The following is a 16,516-nucleotide window of genomic DNA, read 5'->3' on the forward strand; positions in this document are numbered from 1 at the left end:
ATAAAGTGAAACTTTAATCAGTGGGGGTTTTGTTCATCCCCACTGATTATTAGTTGAACCAATCGGGCTTTTACGGGCAGTTGATCCCCCACCTAACTTCTTTGCTTCCGCTGAATTTTGAGGTGGGGGTCCTACTGCCCGACAAATAGCGGGATAAATAACATCATTACATTATTTTTTTTTCGGGAGTACAATTCCTTTAAATAATTGAACAGTAATCCAGTAATACATCGAGTAAATTACTACAAAAATAACAAGTGGTAACCAAATGCGGGAGTACGGATCGATTACAAGAGGGCTAAACATGTTCATACCAACTAATATATGAGTAATCCCTACAATTGCTGGGAATAAGAATATGAAGAATAACTCTTTATAAATTGATTTTGTTAATAACTCTCGGCGAACACCAATTTTATGAAGCATTTGATAACGTGTTACATCTTTTGATGCTCCCGACAGAACTTTAAACATTAAGCAGCTTGCCATCATTGCTAAAAATGCAATTCCAACGAAGAAACCCATAAACATTAGTCCGCTGGCAAAATCATGACTCATAATATATGTTTGATACTTACTACCCAATTCTTCCACATTTTTATATTTTGCTATCTGTAATTCATCAAGTTTTTTCCATTCTTTTATGTATGATCCAAAATCATCTGTTTTCCCCATAAACACAATACTTTCTTTACCCTTCAATCCATTGTATATGTTATAGTCTACAATTTTCATTTCATAATCAGGATATAAATAATTTGGCTGGATTGTTCTGAAAGCCTGAATCCATTGTTTTGTGTCTGTCTCTCCTTCAGCCCGTTTTATTGAAAATGCACCAATTGGTATTTCCTCTGAAACTTTCTCTATTTTCATACCTTGCAAGAAAGGGCGATTTTTCTCTACATCTTCTTTAAGATAATAAACATATCTATCATCAACTTTGTAATGATATTCAAGTTTTTCTTGAAATAAGATACTACCCAAAATTGTCTTTTCTTCCGCTGTTGGATTATGAATAACTGAATCGTAAATTTGTATTTGATCTGTAATTTTTAGGATGTTGTTTTTAAATGCCATACCACAAGCAATTCCACCAGCACCAAGAGCCACTAAAATTGCTACTGTTGCAAGCACATTTGTTAGACTATTAATGCGGAAATTTAATTGTGCAAAAGTAAAAGCATTAAGGCCTTTTTCACTACGTTTTTTATTACTCTTTAACTTGTTAATCATAACTGGAAGAAGTGATCCAAATATAAGGTAAGTACCAACGGTTGCTGAGATTAATCCAACAGCCATTAATCCCAAAACAATTAGCGAATTTGCATATGATATATAAATAAGTGATGCATAACCAATACCCAATAAAAGAATACCAAGGAATGCAACTACAACTGTCATTTTTCCTTTTATGGCAACACGTTCTGTTTGTTCATCAGCATGTACAAGTTGCAGTACAGAAATACGAGATAATTTAATACTATTCATAATTGCAGATAATACAAAGAGTGCAAAGAAAAAGATGCAAGTAATAGCTATAGATGGCAGATAAAATGCTTTATAACCTTCGCCAGCAAACTCGAGTTGTTTCATTAATAGCTGACCGATACCTTCTGCAAGTCCTACACCAATTGTAATTCCAATCAAAAGAGAGGTGGCACCTAATATGATTGTTTCAATGAACATAAGTAAGGTAACTTTATGCTTTTTTGCTCCTAACATCATATACATACCAAATTCTTTTTGACGAAGAGCTGATAAGAAAGAGTTTGCATATAAAATATAGAAAAATGTGATAATCGCTAACAAAACGGAACCAATTTTAAAGACAGCCACAATATCCCTAATAGAAGAGTTAGATTCAAGGAACGTTTTATTGGATGCTAGCGTTTGAAACATATAAAAAGTTGAAATAGAGACAATAAGACCAACCAGTAAAACAATGTAATCTTGCAACTTACTTTTTAGGCCTGACATAGAAAGCTTAAATAACATGATTGAACTTCCTTCCTTACGCTTTTTGTGTGCCTAAGTTTGCAAGCACATCTAAAATTTCTTTATAGAATTCTTCACGGGTACTACCGCGATGAATTTCTTTATATAACTCACCATCTTGAATGAATAAAATACGTTGACAGTAACTTGCGCTGTAAGGATCATGCGTAACCATCATAATGGATACACCTTGCTCTTTATTTAAGCTTGTCATGGCATTAAGTAAACTCGTTGCATTTTTAGAATCTAGAGCTCCAGTCGGCTCGTCTCCCAAAATAATTGCTGGTTCATGAACTAACGCACGTGCTGCTGCGGAACGTTGCTTTTGTCCACCAGATACTTCAGAAGGATACTTTTGAAGTATCGCTGTAATGCCTAACATATCAGCTACCTTTTCTACTTTCTTTCCAATATTACGAGATGAAACATCTTGAAGTGAAAGTGGAAGTGCAATGTTCTCATGAATAGATAAGTTCTCTAATAAATTAAAGTCTTGGAAAATGAACCCTAACTTTTGTGAACGGAAATCAGAAAGTTCACCTTGCTTCATTTTCGTAATATCCGTTCCTGCAATTTGAACAACGCCGCCCGTTGCTGTGTCTAACGTTGAAATTACATTTAATAATGTTGTTTTACCAGAACCAGAAGGCCCCATAATACCAACAAACTCCCCCTCTTGAATTGAGAATGATACACCTTTTAATGCGTGTGATTGATTCTCACCTTTTTTACCGTACAATTTTTGAATGTTTTTTACATCTACAACTGGATTTATCATTTATATCCTCCTACATTTTTTTATTTCATTACAATAAGCTACTAAATTTGTTTACTACTAACAAAATAGATATGTTACCTCCACCCTTAAGCTACAATGAAATCTTTCCTTTTATCTTCTTCACTCACCTCATCACTTTGAATACATCCATGATAAACTATGAAAATTAGGAAACACCCTGTAAAATTCTTAAGAATTCTTAAGTTTTATAAAAAAAAGCTTATGGAATCTGTAATTCCATAAGCCAGTCTATTTGATTGGATGTTCAACAATAAAGGACATCCAGCCGTCTTTATATTCTGCATGTATATTACCATGATGAAGTTCAACAATTCTTTTTGAAATAGCAAGCCCCAGTCCATTTCCCTGGTCATCTTTTCTTGCCTTGTCCCCCCTGAAAAACCTTTCAAACAATTTATTTGGATCGCTAACAGGCGGTTTCTCGACTTTATTTGACACTTTCAACATTGCCTTGTTACCTATTAGTTCAAGACATATAGATAATTCGGATGGTTTCATGCTGTACTTTATCGCATTCATAAAAAGATTTTCATAAACACGTACCATTTTTTCTACATCTATGAAGATAGGTATTGTTTCTTGCGTGATTGATTTTTGAACGATTAAGCTTTCCTTTTCAAATATAGGAATGTATTCTCCAACTATTTGCTCCAACAAACCCGATAAATCAACTTCATTAAGATTTAACTTAGCATCTATGCCTGATAAACGAGTATATTCAAACAGCTCATCAATTAAATATTTCAATCTCTTTGATTTTAAATAAGTGGTTTCAAGGTATTCCTGTAATTGTATTTTACTGTTGTATTGCCCTCTTTTTAATAAATCTATATAGCCAATAATAGATGTTAACGGTGTACGTAAGTCATGAGATACATTGGTTATAAGTTCATTTTTTGTACGTTCTAATCGTCTTTCTTGTTCAAATGTATTTTCCAATTCCTTAGACATATAGTTTATATTTTGAGCAAGCTGGGTCAATTCGTCCTTCCCCTTAACCCCAATTGTCAGACCTAGTTTTCCATTGGCAATATCATTCACATTATCAGAAATGAGCTTCAAATATACTATTTTCTTTCGAACCAATATTAAAAAAAGGATTATAAAGGTAAAGATTGCGAACGCGAATAAGAACAACAATACCAAATCGAATTCAAACATACCAAATTCTTCGTGTTTTATAAATAATGGATCTATGACGTATGCCAAAATGAGGATTGTTAAACCAAATGAAATAAAAAAACTAACTGCAACAGCACCAAGAAGTTTTATAATGATCTTATTTCTGAAACTAACATTCTTCATATTTTATACCCAATTCCCCAAACAGTTTTAATATAAATAGGATGTTTGGAATCCTCTTCAATTTTGTCTCTTATTTTTGTAATATGCACCATGACGGTATTATCTGATTTATAAAAAACTTCTTTCCAAACTGCTTCATATATTTTTGCTACACTCAGGACAATCCCTTTGTTGCGGGCAAGTAGTTCGAGAATAGCAAACTCTTTTGGAGTTAACCTTGTTTCTTTTCCCCTTACCCATACTTGACGAGTATCTGTATTTACGGTTAAGTCACCAATTTCTAGAATGCTTTTATTATGTTCTATGGACGTATTGTATTTTTTAAACCTTCTTAATTGGGATTTTACCCTAGCGATTAATTCTAGTGGGTTAAACGGTTTTGATAAATAATCGTCTGCACCAGAGGCTAGGCCCTGAATTTTGTCTATATCCTCAGATTTTGCAGATAGCATAATGATAGGCATATTGCGATCTTCCCTAATTTTCATACATGCTTCAATGCCATCCATATTCGGCATCATAATATCTAAAATAATCAAATCAAAGTCCTTTTCTTCTAACAGTTGTAAAGCTTGTATAGCATCTTCTACCTTTTGAGTTTTTAGGCCTTCATTTTCCAGATATACAGAGATAAGATTTCTAATCTCTTTATCATCATCAACAATAAGAATTTTTGAATCCATATTATTCCTCCACATTAAATGCAATAAGTATCCAATAAAGCATATATTTGTTGTTACTTAGTTAATAAACTTAATAGAGATGGTTTCTATCTTCTTTCTTTACTTCAGACGATTCTTTGTAAAGTACACAAAAAGACCGTCACAGTATTGTGACGGAAAAACAGGAAAATTTCAATAACTAATTACTATTATTATTTATTTTTAGCTTTCAAGGCATCTAACGCTATTTTGGTTGCTTCTGCAATAAGCTTATCATCGTATTTAGCATTCTCTTTATCATGATTAGAAAGTATCGCAAGAACAATTGGCTTTTTATTTGGTGGCCAAATAATTGCGATATCATTTCTGGTTCCATAAGATCCCGAACCCGTCTTATCAGCTACTTCCCATCCTCCTGGAACTCCAGCACGAATTAAGTTATCTCCCGTAGTATTCCTTTTCATCCAATCTATTAATAAATCCCGTTTCTCAGTTGAAAGTACATCTCCTAACGCAAAAGCCTGAAGACTAGTAGCTAATGCCTTTGGGGTACTTGTATCATGTACGTCCCCTGGATGCACTTCGTTTAATTGTGGTTCAAAGCGTTCAGGATTTGTAACGGTATCTCCTATTTCTCTCAGTGATTTTTTGAATTCACTAGGTCCACCTAATTGTTTAAGAATAAGATTTTGTGCAGTATTATCACTATATCGAAGGGAAGCATCTGCAAGCTCTTTCAGAGTCATACCTGTATCAACATACTTTTCTGTAATTGGATTGTAATTAACAAGATCTTCACGATTATACAAAACTCTTTGATTTAGATCTTCTATTGATTTCTTTTGTAAAAGTACTCCCACAGCTAAAGCTTTGTGGGTAGATGCGTATGCAAACCGTTCATCTGATTGATAAGTAACGGTTTGATTCGTACCAGTGTCCAATGCATAAATACCGAGTTTAGCATCAAATTCTTTTTCAAGTTTAGCAAAAGAATCATTACCAGTAGTTTCTTGTTTGATTTGATTTGTTTGTTTCGTTTGTTTAGGTGATTCAGATTGAGTATTACTATCGGAACAGCCTATAAGCGTTGCACATGAAAGAAATACTACAGGTACCATCTTTTTGTAATGTAAAATGTTAAAAAATTTGTTTAAGACTATCATACATTTTCAACCTCTTTCAAGAATATATGGTTTTTCTAGGTGTTATACATACCGATACAATTAAAGAATTTATAAGATATCACTCTTCTTGCATCTCACTTTTCATAAAATGAGCAAACTATCATGAACACCTGTTTTATACGTATACTTAATAGACAACCTAAGTAACAAGCTTGTTCCATTAATCCTATCTATATTTAAACGAATAAGATTAAATATATTTAAATTTTCTTGCTTTATCTAATAAATTGTTTAGGCACTTCTGTAACGTGCTTATCATCATCACGCCAATCATAGGTTTCTTTCTGTGAAATATCTAAAGTTTGCTCTCCAATTCTAACAATATTCTTATTTACCCATTCTATATATGGATCGGTATCTGGATAGTTCCAATATATATTTTTCTCTGAATCTGTATCAAGGTTAACTAATTCACCCCTAACAGCATCCGCACTTAATGATCCTGCATCATGAAAATAAGTCTTAATGAGATATTTTCCATCTGGAGATTTCACTGTTCGAATTAATTCCCCTTTTGGAACACCTTGCAAACTAAAAAATTTCCAATATCCAAATCCAATTATAATTACTAACATAGTAAGTATAGTTATTAATACTTTTCTTTTTGTTTTTTTAATTTCCCCTTTTGTATTTATAATACTCATTCAACTCCATTCCATAGAACGAATACCATATTATACCATTAAATAAATGGTATAATATATCAAAAATAAAAATCCTCCCGTAATAGTTTTTATAAAAAGGAAATATTTCACGTAGTTCTCGTTAACAGTAGTTAATAATGAATAGAATCTTCATTCTGGGAGACTTTACAATTTTAGGTTAATGGACATGTGATGGTACCCCTATCTACTAAAAGGGGCGGTAGATAGGGGTACATAATAAAACAGGACCTGATATATGAACATCAGATCCTATTAATTATTTTTAAATACATGAATACTACTAATAAATAAGCAACGCTACTAATAATGCCGACACACTTAAAATACACGTTAAGGTACGCAAGTGATTCAGCAACGTCCAACGTGATTCAAATCGGACTCTAAGTTCAGCCCAGCCAGAATCTCTTACAGGTAGTTTCGCCGAGATGATTGCTTTATTCATCGGGAGATTCCCTGTGAAAGTGATTAGTAGCGTGGCAACATAACCGATTACTGCAATTACTCCTAAAACGACTGTATCAAATTGCTGTAGGTAAACGGCTAATACAACAAAACCGATCTGCGCTATAAGAGCACCGTTTGACATGAAGAGAAAAATCGGATTAGCCACTGATGAGGTAAAGTGTCTAACGGAAAGAACGAAAGTACGATCATCCGCATTACGCAGACTAGGCATGACTGAATTAGAGTATGCAAAAACAATTCCAGCAACAATACTTGTCGTTAATATAGAAAGAAACGCTAAGAACTTAAATAATAATAATTCATTCATTTGTTTTCACATCCCCTATTTATAAAATAATTACAAAATGATATCAACTTGAACGCATAGAGTGTAACGGTTTTTATTTACGCTTAAAAAATATGATACAAACTTATCCCTAAACTAAGGACAAACAAAACAAGCGCAGGTATTGCTTTCTTAAAGGGATCTCTCGCTAATACAATTAGAGTTAATGCAGCTGCAAGCATCGTACCGCCTAACAACAATCCTGCCAATAAAGCTGCCATTGGGTACCAAATTCCGATCAACATTCCAATTGCTCCTACAATTTCAAAAGCTCCAGTTAAGAAATTAAAAAACGAAGGTAAACCAAATCGTTTAAACTCATCTGCCATTTTCCCAGATATAATTTTCGTACCTGTCATTAAAAAGAACAGAAACAATACAACTTTTACTACATTGATTAATATTAAAATAGCAATCACATCTTTCTTATTTATTTGATACATTTACATGCTATAGCATATACAATACGGAATTTTGACTGGTACTAGGAAAAAACGTGATCCTGAATCAAATATCATACAAAATAAAGATATCTCCACCATTCCTTAAAACAAAATTATATGCTATAGCATATATAATACATAAAACAAAGTTTGTTCCTTATGAATAGCATCAATAAGGAACAAATATTAATAGCGTGTATCATACAATTTGTTTAATAACGATTGTAATACTTTAATTTCTTCTTCGCTCAAATTACTCGTAACGAAATGGTGAGCGTCTGTCACCACAGGCAAGATTTCTTTTTTTAACTCATCACCTTTTTCAGTTAAAAAAAGGTTGTGTGAACGCCTATCTTGGTCATTCAAAGCCTTCTTTACAATCCCTTTTCTCTCCATTGACTGTATCATTCTTACGACAGTAGTTTGATCTTTATCAATCGCTTCTGCTAACTCTTTTTGAGTAGTGGCCCTTTGGCTACAAAGAACACTAATAATCCCCCACTGCTCTGGCGTAACTCCAAAAGGCTTTAATTTCTTCGTAAAATAATTAGTCATTTTCACATCAGTACGATGAACAAGATAACCTATTAAATCATGTAAGTTCATATATCACCTCTATAAATTAATATATAAAAGGGTACAGCATACCAGTCAATTCTGCACAGTGAATGAATTTGTTTTATTAATTATATGCTATGGCATACATATTAAATTAGATCATTTTAATTGTCAAATGAATTAGCTATTATTTTTCTACAGTATCAGTCCAGCTTATTAAAAATATGAAAATCCCGTATTTAATAAAAACACGGGATTTTTAAAATTAACACTTATTCAAAAGAAGTTCATTCGTTACATATTACTTATCTAATTAAGAAAAATTCATATACCAGCCCAAACATCTTTTCCATATCGCCCTTCATCTTGCACACGATCCAACCAATTCCTTGCTTCTTGTTCACTGGCTTTATGAATTTCTTGATATGCTTGACACAGGGTATCTTCTACGTCAGGAGCCATTTTACTTCCATCACCACATATATAAAGATGAGCTCCATTATCTAATAACGAAATTAAATTGATTCTATCTTGTTTTATTAAATGCTGTACATATGTTTTAGGATATCCTTCTAAGCGAGAAAAAGCTGTGTGTAAAGAGATTAATCCATCTCTTTCATCATTTTCTAGTTCTGTACGATAGAGATAATCCTTTTCAGGATGACGACAACCAAAATATAGATGTGCTTGTCCTAAGTTAATACCTTTTTGCTTTTGAACACGACGTGCTTGCAAAAATCCACGGAATGGTGCAATTCCAGTACCTGGTCCAACCATGATAATTGGTGTTTCTGGATTTTCAGGTAATTGAAAGTTTGATTGTGGCGTTCGAATGAAACAGGTAATCTCATCTTTATTATGACGCTGAGCTAAATAATTAGAAGCGACTCCTTCATATGTCCCTACCCCACTCCATGCAGGTGCATTAACAACACCAACCGTAATGCTCAGACGATCCTGTGCAACGATTGGAGAGCTTGAAATAGAATAGTAACGCGGTTTGAGCGCAGGAAGAAGTTCTAAAAAGCGTTCAAATCGGATTTCACAAGCCTCATACTTTTCAAGAAGATCCAACATTGACATACGTTTATTTAATATTTGTTCATGATAAACTCCCTCTTCCAATAATGATTCCAATTCCTTTTTATGAGGAGGGCATGCTGTAAATGCCACCATTTCTCGTATTTGTGCTCGAGTGGCTGCTTCTTGAATTTCTACACTATAACTAAGAAGGTCAAATAAACTAACAGGACTGTCTAAAGGTATGTGATTTACACTTCGTCCACTTGCACTCAATATGACTTGATCCTTCCCATTTAATGCAAAGCGTTTTAAAATTCGGTTGACATTTTTCTCACTATTAATTGGCAGCACCCCAAGGTGGTCACCTTCTTGATACGTAGCGCCTTCTGGCAAGGATATCTCAATATGTCGCGTGCTTCTTTCACTGCTAGATGATTGAAGTTCACGATTTTCTAGTATAGATGCATAAACTGCTTCATATGTTCGCGCAAGAGGAGATCCTCCAAGACGACTAACAAATTGTAAACTTAATGTACTACGTTCTTTCTCCATGTTTTTGTTAAGTTCCAATCCAAATGCCTTCATCGCATCAGACCACATGCTTTGTTTCCATTGCTCAAGCTGTTCCTCGAAATCACCACTTGCATCCGCTTCTCCACGTATAGAAAATCTTGTTGCTCCTTTTTGAGCCATTTGCTCATCAATGTATCTTGGAATCCGCTGATAGGTACTAGCCCAATTATGATCTCCACAACCAAAAACTGCGTATTGAACACCTTTTAGCTCATCCGGCTTTAATTCCTCCAACCACTGCACAAACTGCCCTGCATTACTTGGTGGCTTTCCATTATAAGAAGAAGTTACAATAAGAACCGCCCCTTCTTTTGGCAGACTTCCAATTCGATCGTTAAGAGCTACTACTTCCGTTTGAACACCTTCTAAGCTAGCTGTATCTGCTAGTTCCCTTGCAATACCTTCTGCTACCCCTGTATCCGATCCATATAGAACAAGAAGCGAAAGATTATCGGCTCCAATAATAGAAGGAGTCTTCTGAACTTGCTGTTCGATTTCATCGTTTTTCAGTTTCTCCTCTATAGGCGCAAGAACAGTAGGATGGCTAATAGTTTGATTTCGGGGTAGAATCCTAATCTTAAAATCACCGGGCTTTAGCGTTAATGTTTGTTTTACGTCCAACTGATAGTCTTGATAATCGATGAATTCAAAATGTTGAAGAAGCATTCCCATTACGAGAGTGGCTTCATGAAGTGCAAACTGCATACCGATACATGCTCTCTGACCATTTCCAAATGGCTTATAAGCATGGTGAGGAACCTTATCCAGCTCTTCAAATCGTTCAGGTTGGAATTCTTCCACATTGTCTCCCCACGCGTCTTTATCCCTATGTAGTTGTGGAATAAGAACAGAAATACGATCTTCTCCTTTCTTAATTGGGTATTTCCCACCAATGACTGTATCTTCTTTTGCATAGAGACTGAATGCTGGAGCAGTAGGCCATAGACGTAGCGATTCATTTAAAATCATCCGGATATACTTAAGTTTCATAACTTGTTGGTATGTTGGAGTGGGATCTGTTAAAACCCGATCTACTTCTTCATAGGCTTTTTTCAATTTATCTGGATTCTTTAATAAAAAATAGATTGCAAAAGATAATAATCCACTTGTTGTTTCATGCCCAGCTATTAAAAAAGTGATAATTTGGAAACGAATATTTTCATCATCTAATTTTTCACCAGTTTCCGGATCCTGCACATTTAACATACGGGAAAGTAAATCATTTTCTTCCTGATTTCCACTACTTTTACGTTCAGCAATAATATTATCTACTAAAGAAAACATAGATTGAATATCATGCTGAAATTGACGTTTCGTTCTCCACATGAGTTTATCTTCTATATCCAGCCGCTGCAATTGGTGCATCGCCTCATCTAGAGCACGGCTCATGCTAGTAATAAAAGGATGAGGGGTCTCACGATAATAGCTATTAAATCGATAATTAAAACCACATAGACCAATTGTATCCAATGTAAGGCGAGTCATATCCTCCGGAACATCTACGTCTTCATTCGGATTAAGCCGTTCCCATTTTTGAACGAGTTGTACAGCAATATCGACCATCATAGCATGATAATCTTTCATTGCTCGTTGGCTGAATGTAGGCATCAAAATATTATGAGCTTTTTTCCAGTTAGGCTCGTGAGTCTCGCTTGTAAATAATCCGTCTCCAGCAAAGGCGCGAACTTTCGCTAAAGCACCCTCTATACTTTTATCAAATCTTGTTTCGTCACAGACTTCTGCTACCAGTTCATGTCCAGAAACGACAATGATGGTATCACTTAAAGTTTGAATTCGAAAAATGGGACCATACTCTTCCGCTATCTTGATAAAGGATAAGGTCGGTTTATCTTTATCAATTAATGGGAGATTCCCCAGCGGTCCATATGTTTTCGGTTGAGGAATGGCAGATACTTTTTTTTCCATTAAAAACACCCTTTCAAAAAAGCATGAAATAAAATATCCCATTCAATAAAGAGAAGATAGCAATGCATCGCCTGGGATAAAGATATGTAATTGATTACCTTATTTTATCTTTTCCCTAACTATTCATGATTATGATATTGCTTATAAGGTTGGTAATCTAAGTTGTTTGTTGCTATTACATTTATAGCTTGCAGAGAAAATACTAAATTAATACGAAGCGAATTATTATAATGTTAATCAGAAATTGAGAGCTAAAGATTGTAGTATTGGGAATACCAGTAGTTTCTAATGTCAATTCAAACAAATACGATAAGCAAGTATACTGTGTGACTAATGAAAAAGGATCTGATATGAATATCAGATCCTTTTTACTATATATGATTATTTCACTGGTTCTTTTCCAGATTTAAATACCAGCGCCTTAGCAGCAGAAATTTACATTTCTTCATAGTCTAACTAAACAGCAAAAACTTATAGGAATCATGATCTTAAGTTTTATTTTACTCTACCGATTTAACCTCTCGACAGCTTCCGCACTTGTATCTACACGTTTAACGAAAAAAACTAATAGTAGTGCAACAACATTCATGCCAAGCGCTACATAGAATGAATATTGAATTCCGGATAATAAAGCCTTCTGAGTTAACATTGCCTTCGTAGCCTCTGTGAAGGCATTAGGATCTACATCAACCATTAGACTTTCAGCTTTTGTTTTTGTTACAGAATTCATAATCGTAACAAGAATAGCAGTACCAATCGAACCGGACACTTGTTGAGCTGTATTATTAACAGCTGTACCGTGCGGATTTAAACGAGTTGGCAATTGATTAAGGCCGTTTGTCATAAGTGGCATCATCACCATCGCCATCCCAAACATCCGCAGTGTGTAAATAAGAATAATATGTGTGTGACTAGAGTCGATTTGCAGGTTTGCCAGCATATAAGTTGAAACAGCTGTAATGGAAAGTCCTACTATACCAAGAATCCGAGGGCCATATTTATCAAATAGTTTACCTGTAATTGGTGACATAACCCCCATTATTACCGCACCAGGAAGCATCATCAGCCCAGAGCTCAGCGGCGAAATACCGCGGACGTTTTGTACATAAGCTGGTGTTAAAATCATACCCGAAAACATGGCCACTGCGTTAACAATCGCAATTACAGACGCAAGTGCAAACATTGGGTACTTGTAAACACGTAAATCCAATAACGGTTCATTCATTTTTAATTGACGGATAATAAAAGCAATTAGGGCAATAGCGCCTATGATTAAGGTTGTTAAAACAACTTTATTCGTCCAACCATCGGAGCTTGCAGAACTGAATCCATATAACAAACCGCCAAAACCGACAGAAGATAATAATAATGAGAGATAATCAAGTTTTGCATTTTTGTTTTGTCTCATGACATTCTCCGATTTCCAAACCCCTAACAGTAAGCTAATGATTGCTAACGGTAAAATCATCTCAAAAAGCAAACGCCAGTCATAATACTCTACAATATAACCCGATAGTGTCGGTCCAATTGCTGGAGCTGTAATCATAACTAATCCAAAAATCCCCATCGCTGTTCCCCTTTTTTCTCTTGGAAAGCTTACTAGCATAATATTCATTAACAAAGGTCCCATGACTGAAGAACCTGCTGCTTGAACCATCCGGCCAGTAAGTAATAAACTAAAGTTCGGTGCTAAAGCCGCTAAGGCCGTACCAAAAATAAAAATCACCATAGATGTAATAAATAAGCTCCTATTGGAGAAGCGGGTTATTAAAAATGCTGATGCCGGAATTAATATACCACTTACAAGCATATAGCCTGTAGAAAGCCACTGGATCGTCGAATAATCTTTAATGTCTAAATCCTTCATTATTGATGGCAAAGCTACATTTAAAAGCGAGTTATTTAGAAATGAAACAAATGCCCCAATAAAAAGGATTACAAGCATTAAATATGGTGGTTTTCTTTTATGTAATGTTTCACTCATATATTCATTTGCCCCTTCATTATAAATTCCATTGATTCGTTTAAATCTTTTGCATATCTGCACAAGAATACATTGTCCTTGCAGTATTTTGCCAAACTCTTCGAATGGATATTCTCTTTTTAGCAATTCTACTTGCTAGACATAACATTTTTAATTTTTTTTGTTGATTACACCTTTATAACCATTTAAATACAGGCTTGTAAATCTAGTTATGTAACCAGCCATAAAAAGGAATATTACATAGGCTAAGTCTAACATTACATTTTTAAAGTAAGGGGAATAAGCTTATGCACCAATATTGGTATTTGAATTCAATGGGAGACGAGGAACACTATAATAACCAAATTTCAATGTCATCATTATATTCACAGCCCCTAATAACTAAAGCTGAGGGAATGAATGGTCTGAGGATCTCTGCGAATTGTAGTCCTCGAGTCTATCCATTTGGTTGGGATTCACCAGCCAATTATACGGGTTTCAATACCCAAACCCCTCTCTTCCCTTTAGGTCAGCCAATCCATTATGCAGGGATGATGCCCCAAGGACATCCTGGTAATTGGACTCCATTACCAGGCCATGCAGGTTTTAATTTTCAAAAACCTCCCTCCCCCTGGGCCCAGCCATTCAATCATGCAGGGATGTTCGCACAAGGTCATCTTGCCGCTTTACTATCGCCGCCAGCCAAAGCTTTTAATTTTAATACCAATAAATGGGGTGTTTTCGGAAAGCCTCCAGGGTGGGGAGGACAGGTAAATCCCATGGGATGGGGGAATATCGGAGGGAACGGTCAACCAGGAATGCTTGGAAACTTACTTGCAGTAGGAAAAGGCAGCATGAATGGAATCGGAATGATTAGTAGTCTAATTGGTATGGGGAAGTTCTTCTTTTAGTTAATTAGAACGGGCGGATAGATCCATAACCCAGAACAAAAAAACACTTCCTTTAATTTCTCAAACATACTCCCTCCAAGCTCGTTTCCTCTCCTTTCAATTTATAAAAACATCTATTACCTTGTATGTGATAACTTGATAGAGGTGTGATGGCATCAACAAAACGCTAATTTCGTACGCTAAGCAAAACGCTACAAAAAACCGGTTCCTTTACGAAAGAACCGGTTTTTTGTAGCGTTTATTTATTTGAAAAGTAGTCAAATCTTTTTTCACTAGTTAACACTTTGAACACGGCCAATTTGTCCATCTTGTAATCGAACTTTAATGCCGTATGTATGTGTTTCACTATGTGTTAAAATGTCTTTCACAACACCACTTACAGTTTTACTATAGTCATTATCCAATTGAATAACTACATGTGAACCAACTGAAATGTGTGATCTTGTTGGTTTCCCACCTGTTGCTTGTGTTGTTTTTTCTTGTTTTTGTGTTCTCTCTTGCTGTATAGACTGTTGTTGCTGAGTCTTCTGCTTTTCTTGTTTACGTTTTTCTTCTTCTACTCTTTGCTGCTCTTCTTGCTTACGCTTCTCTTCTTCTACTCTTTGTTGCTCTTCTTGCTTACGTTTTTCTTCTTCTACCCTCTGTTGCTCTTCTTGCTTACGCTTCTCTTCTTCCGCTCTTTGTTGCTCTTCTTGTTTACGTTTTTCTTCCTCTGCTCTTTGTTGCTCTTCTTGCTTACGTTTTTCTTCCTCTGCTCTTTGTTGCTCTTCTTGCTTACGCTTCTCTTCTTCCGCTCTTTGTTGCTCTTCTTGTTTACGTTTTTCTTCCTCTGCTCTTTGTTGCTCTTCTTGCTTACGTTTTTCTTCCTCTGCTCTTTGTTGCTCTTCTTGTTTACGTTTTTCTTCCTCCGCTACTTTTTTATCTTCATCTATTTTTTGCTCATCTGATGCAACTTTTAATTTTTCTTCATCACCTTTACAAGCACTTAAAGCCATTACACATAAGCTCATAAGTACACATAATAACAATTTCTTTAACATTAAAAAATCCTCCTATATATACATCACAAATTAATAACTTTCATAGCATAACAAAAATATATGTGTTTTTTGTCAAAATTTGTCGTAAATATTTAATTTCTACTAAAAGACTGACACTACAATAAAAGCGGAAATTATTATATCGATTCGTGCACAGGAATTACGTTCGTTTGCTAATCATGTGAACTTAATTAATGAAATACAAGGAAAAACCTTCATCTTATGTATAAAAGGATCTTTCAATTAAAGATCCTTTTATATCGCTCATTTAACTAAATAGATTGGTTAATTACATAACGCTTTTCTAACTTTCCTTGCGAAGCTTAGCGGATCATCAACGTCTTCGATATTAACGTAAATTAAATTCGGCTCATCACATAACCACTCATTGTGTATAGACGAAACGATTATTCCTTGTTTAATAATTGTAGCAACAAACCCATTGACTTCTCTTTGCAATAGCGCTACCCGACCTAAACATAATGCTCGTCCAGTTTTATTATCTCGTGATTCGAATGAGAAGGAAGTTGTTACTCTAAAACGTTTTCCTAAGATAGTTGCTTGTATTTCATCCCGATTTATTGTAGCCACGCATTTTCCACCGGCGAACCCTTCTTGGCCACCTATAATTCTTGCAAACTGTTGACAAATTAATTCATCATGAAACGCCATACCTTGA

The 16,516-nt window shown here is 35.0% G+C and carries 15 protein-coding genes; 2 read left to right on the top strand and 13 right to left on the bottom strand.

Features of this window, described 5'->3' with window-relative positions; all coding sequences use genetic code 11:
* Positions 1–171: 171 nt before the first annotated feature.
* The 7 genes from J0835_RS15400 to J0835_RS15430 form a co-directional block, all read right to left on the bottom strand.
* Positions 172–1,995, bottom strand: coding sequence for an FtsX-like permease family protein (locus J0835_RS15400; RefSeq protein ID WP_087981176.1), 1,824 nt, complete (start codon positions 1,993–1,995; stop codon positions 172–174).
* A gap of 16 nt (positions 1,996–2,011) precedes the next feature.
* The gene (locus J0835_RS15405; protein WP_087981177.1) at positions 2,012–2,773 is read right to left on the bottom strand and encodes an ABC transporter ATP-binding protein; all 762 of its coding nucleotides are present in this window, start codon (positions 2,771–2,773) and stop codon (positions 2,012–2,014) included.
* Between the two features lie 249 nt (positions 2,774–3,022).
* On the bottom strand, positions 3,023–4,099 hold the full coding sequence (locus J0835_RS15410; protein WP_087981178.1) for a sensor histidine kinase: 1,077 nt from the start codon (positions 4,097–4,099) through the stop codon (positions 3,023–3,025).
* Complete coding sequence (locus J0835_RS15415; protein WP_087981179.1) at positions 4,096–4,782, bottom strand: response regulator transcription factor; 687 nt, start codon at positions 4,780–4,782, stop codon at positions 4,096–4,098. Before J0835_RS15415 ends, J0835_RS15410 begins: the two co-directional genes overlap by 4 nt.
* Before the next feature lie 191 nt (positions 4,783–4,973).
* Positions 4,974–5,924 (bottom strand): class A beta-lactamase, encoded by a 951-nt coding sequence (bla, locus tag J0835_RS15420; RefSeq protein ID WP_087981180.1) that lies wholly within the window; start codon positions 5,922–5,924, stop codon positions 4,974–4,976.
* 236 nt (positions 5,925–6,160) lie between these two features.
* Positions 6,161–6,589 carry a DUF5412 domain-containing protein gene (locus J0835_RS15425; protein WP_087981181.1) on the bottom strand — a complete coding sequence of 143 codons (429 nt, stop codon included), beginning with the start codon at positions 6,587–6,589 and terminating at the stop codon, positions 6,161–6,163.
* Positions 6,590–6,890: 301 nt separating this feature from the next.
* The gene (locus J0835_RS15430) at positions 6,891–7,196 is read right to left on the bottom strand and encodes a DUF1772 domain-containing protein (protein ID WP_313897874.1); all 306 of its coding nucleotides are present in this window, start codon (positions 7,194–7,196) and stop codon (positions 6,891–6,893) included.
* Between J0835_RS15430 and J0835_RS15435 the strand changes: the two genes are divergently transcribed.
* Positions 7,195–7,407 (top strand): hypothetical protein, encoded by a 213-nt coding sequence (locus tag J0835_RS15435; protein WP_242250099.1) that lies wholly within the window; start codon positions 7,195–7,197, stop codon positions 7,405–7,407. The genes J0835_RS15430 and J0835_RS15435 overlap by 2 nt on opposite strands.
* 58 nt (positions 7,408–7,465) lie before the next feature.
* On the opposite strand, the gene J0835_RS15440 is transcribed toward J0835_RS15435, so the two are convergent.
* The 4 genes from J0835_RS15440 to J0835_RS15455 all read right to left on the bottom strand — a co-directional run bounded on the left by J0835_RS15440 (position 7,466) and on the right by J0835_RS15455 (position 13,907).
* Positions 7,466–7,843 carry a DoxX family protein gene (locus J0835_RS15440; RefSeq protein WP_140386831.1) on the bottom strand — a complete coding sequence of 126 codons (378 nt, stop codon included), beginning with the start codon at positions 7,841–7,843 and terminating at the stop codon, positions 7,466–7,468.
* Positions 7,844–8,029: 186 nt separating this feature from the next.
* Positions 8,030–8,449, bottom strand: coding sequence for a MarR family winged helix-turn-helix transcriptional regulator (locus J0835_RS15445; RefSeq protein WP_001048549.1), 420 nt, complete (start codon positions 8,447–8,449; stop codon positions 8,030–8,032).
* A gap of 276 nt (positions 8,450–8,725) precedes the next feature.
* On the bottom strand, positions 8,726–11,923 hold the full coding sequence (gene cypD, locus J0835_RS15450; RefSeq protein ID WP_087981183.1) for a bifunctional P-450/NADPH--P450 reductase: 3,198 nt from the start codon (positions 11,921–11,923) through the stop codon (positions 8,726–8,728).
* A 505-nt stretch (positions 11,924–12,428) separates the two neighbouring features.
* On the bottom strand, positions 12,429–13,907 hold the full coding sequence (locus J0835_RS15455; RefSeq protein WP_087981184.1) for a DHA2 family efflux MFS transporter permease subunit: 1,479 nt from the start codon (positions 13,905–13,907) through the stop codon (positions 12,429–12,431).
* Positions 13,908–14,194: 287 nt separating this feature from the next.
* Between J0835_RS15455 and J0835_RS15460 the strand changes: the two genes are divergently transcribed.
* Positions 14,195–14,797 (top strand): hypothetical protein, encoded by a 603-nt coding sequence (locus J0835_RS15460; protein WP_087981185.1) that lies wholly within the window; start codon positions 14,195–14,197, stop codon positions 14,795–14,797.
* A gap of 272 nt (positions 14,798–15,069) precedes the next feature.
* On the opposite strand, the gene J0835_RS15465 is transcribed toward J0835_RS15460, so the two are convergent.
* Together J0835_RS15465 and J0835_RS15470 are read right to left on the bottom strand one after the other, a co-directional pair.
* On the bottom strand, positions 15,070–15,837 hold the full coding sequence (locus J0835_RS15465; protein ID WP_087981186.1) for a YwbE family protein: 768 nt from the start codon (positions 15,835–15,837) through the stop codon (positions 15,070–15,072).
* Positions 15,838–16,122: 285 nt separating this feature from the next.
* Complete coding sequence (locus J0835_RS15470) at positions 16,123–16,509, bottom strand: DUF1259 domain-containing protein (protein ID WP_048566088.1); 387 nt, start codon at positions 16,507–16,509, stop codon at positions 16,123–16,125.
* Positions 16,510–16,516: the final 7 nt, after the last annotated feature.

Origin of the sequence: Bacillus cereus group sp. Sample62 (assembly GCF_036851315.1) — a bacterium.
In the GTDB taxonomy this organism is placed as follows: Bacteria; Bacillota; Bacilli; order Bacillales; family Bacillaceae_G; genus Bacillus_A; species Bacillus_A wiedmannii.

Excerpts from the sequence above, each read along its gene's own strand:
- J0835_RS15435 (WP_242250099.1), top strand. The coding sequence starts at position 7,195 with ATGAAGAGAAAAATCGGATTAGCCACTGATGAGGTAAAGTGTCTAACG.
- J0835_RS15445 (WP_001048549.1), bottom strand. The coding sequence starts at position 8,449 with ATGAACTTACATGATTTAATAGGTTATCTTGTTCATCGTACTGATGTG.
- bla (WP_087981180.1), bottom strand. The coding sequence starts at position 5,924 with ATGATAGTCTTAAACAAATTTTTTAACATTTTACATTACAAAAAGATG.
- cypD (WP_087981183.1), bottom strand. The coding sequence starts at position 11,923 with ATGGAAAAAAAAGTATCTGCCATTCCTCAACCGAAAACATATGGACCG.
- J0835_RS15430 (WP_313897874.1), bottom strand. The coding sequence starts at position 7,196 with ATGTCAAACGGTGCTCTTATAGCGCAGATCGGTTTTGTTGTATTAGCC.
- J0835_RS15405 (WP_087981177.1), bottom strand. The coding sequence starts at position 2,773 with ATGATAAATCCAGTTGTAGATGTAAAAAACATTCAAAAATTGTACGGT.
- J0835_RS15400 (WP_087981176.1), bottom strand. The coding sequence starts at position 1,995 with ATGTTATTTAAGCTTTCTATGTCAGGCCTAAAAAGTAAGTTGCAAGAT.
- J0835_RS15415 (WP_087981179.1), bottom strand. The coding sequence starts at position 4,782 with ATGGATTCAAAAATTCTTATTGTTGATGATGATAAAGAGATTAGAAAT.
- J0835_RS15465 (WP_087981186.1), bottom strand. The coding sequence starts at position 15,837 with ATGTTAAAGAAATTGTTATTATGTGTACTTATGAGCTTATGTGTAATG.
- J0835_RS15455 (WP_087981184.1), bottom strand. The coding sequence starts at position 13,907 with ATGAGTGAAACATTACATAAAAGAAAACCACCATATTTAATGCTTGTA.
- J0835_RS15470 (WP_048566088.1), bottom strand. The coding sequence starts at position 16,509 with ATGGCGTTTCATGATGAATTAATTTGTCAACAGTTTGCAAGAATTATA.
- J0835_RS15440 (WP_140386831.1), bottom strand. The coding sequence starts at position 7,843 with ATGTATCAAATAAATAAGAAAGATGTGATTGCTATTTTAATATTAATC.
- J0835_RS15460 (WP_087981185.1), top strand. The coding sequence starts at position 14,195 with ATGCACCAATATTGGTATTTGAATTCAATGGGAGACGAGGAACACTAT.
- J0835_RS15410 (WP_087981178.1), bottom strand. The coding sequence starts at position 4,099 with ATGAAGAATGTTAGTTTCAGAAATAAGATCATTATAAAACTTCTTGGT.
- J0835_RS15425 (WP_087981181.1), bottom strand. The coding sequence starts at position 6,589 with ATGAGTATTATAAATACAAAAGGGGAAATTAAAAAAACAAAAAGAAAA.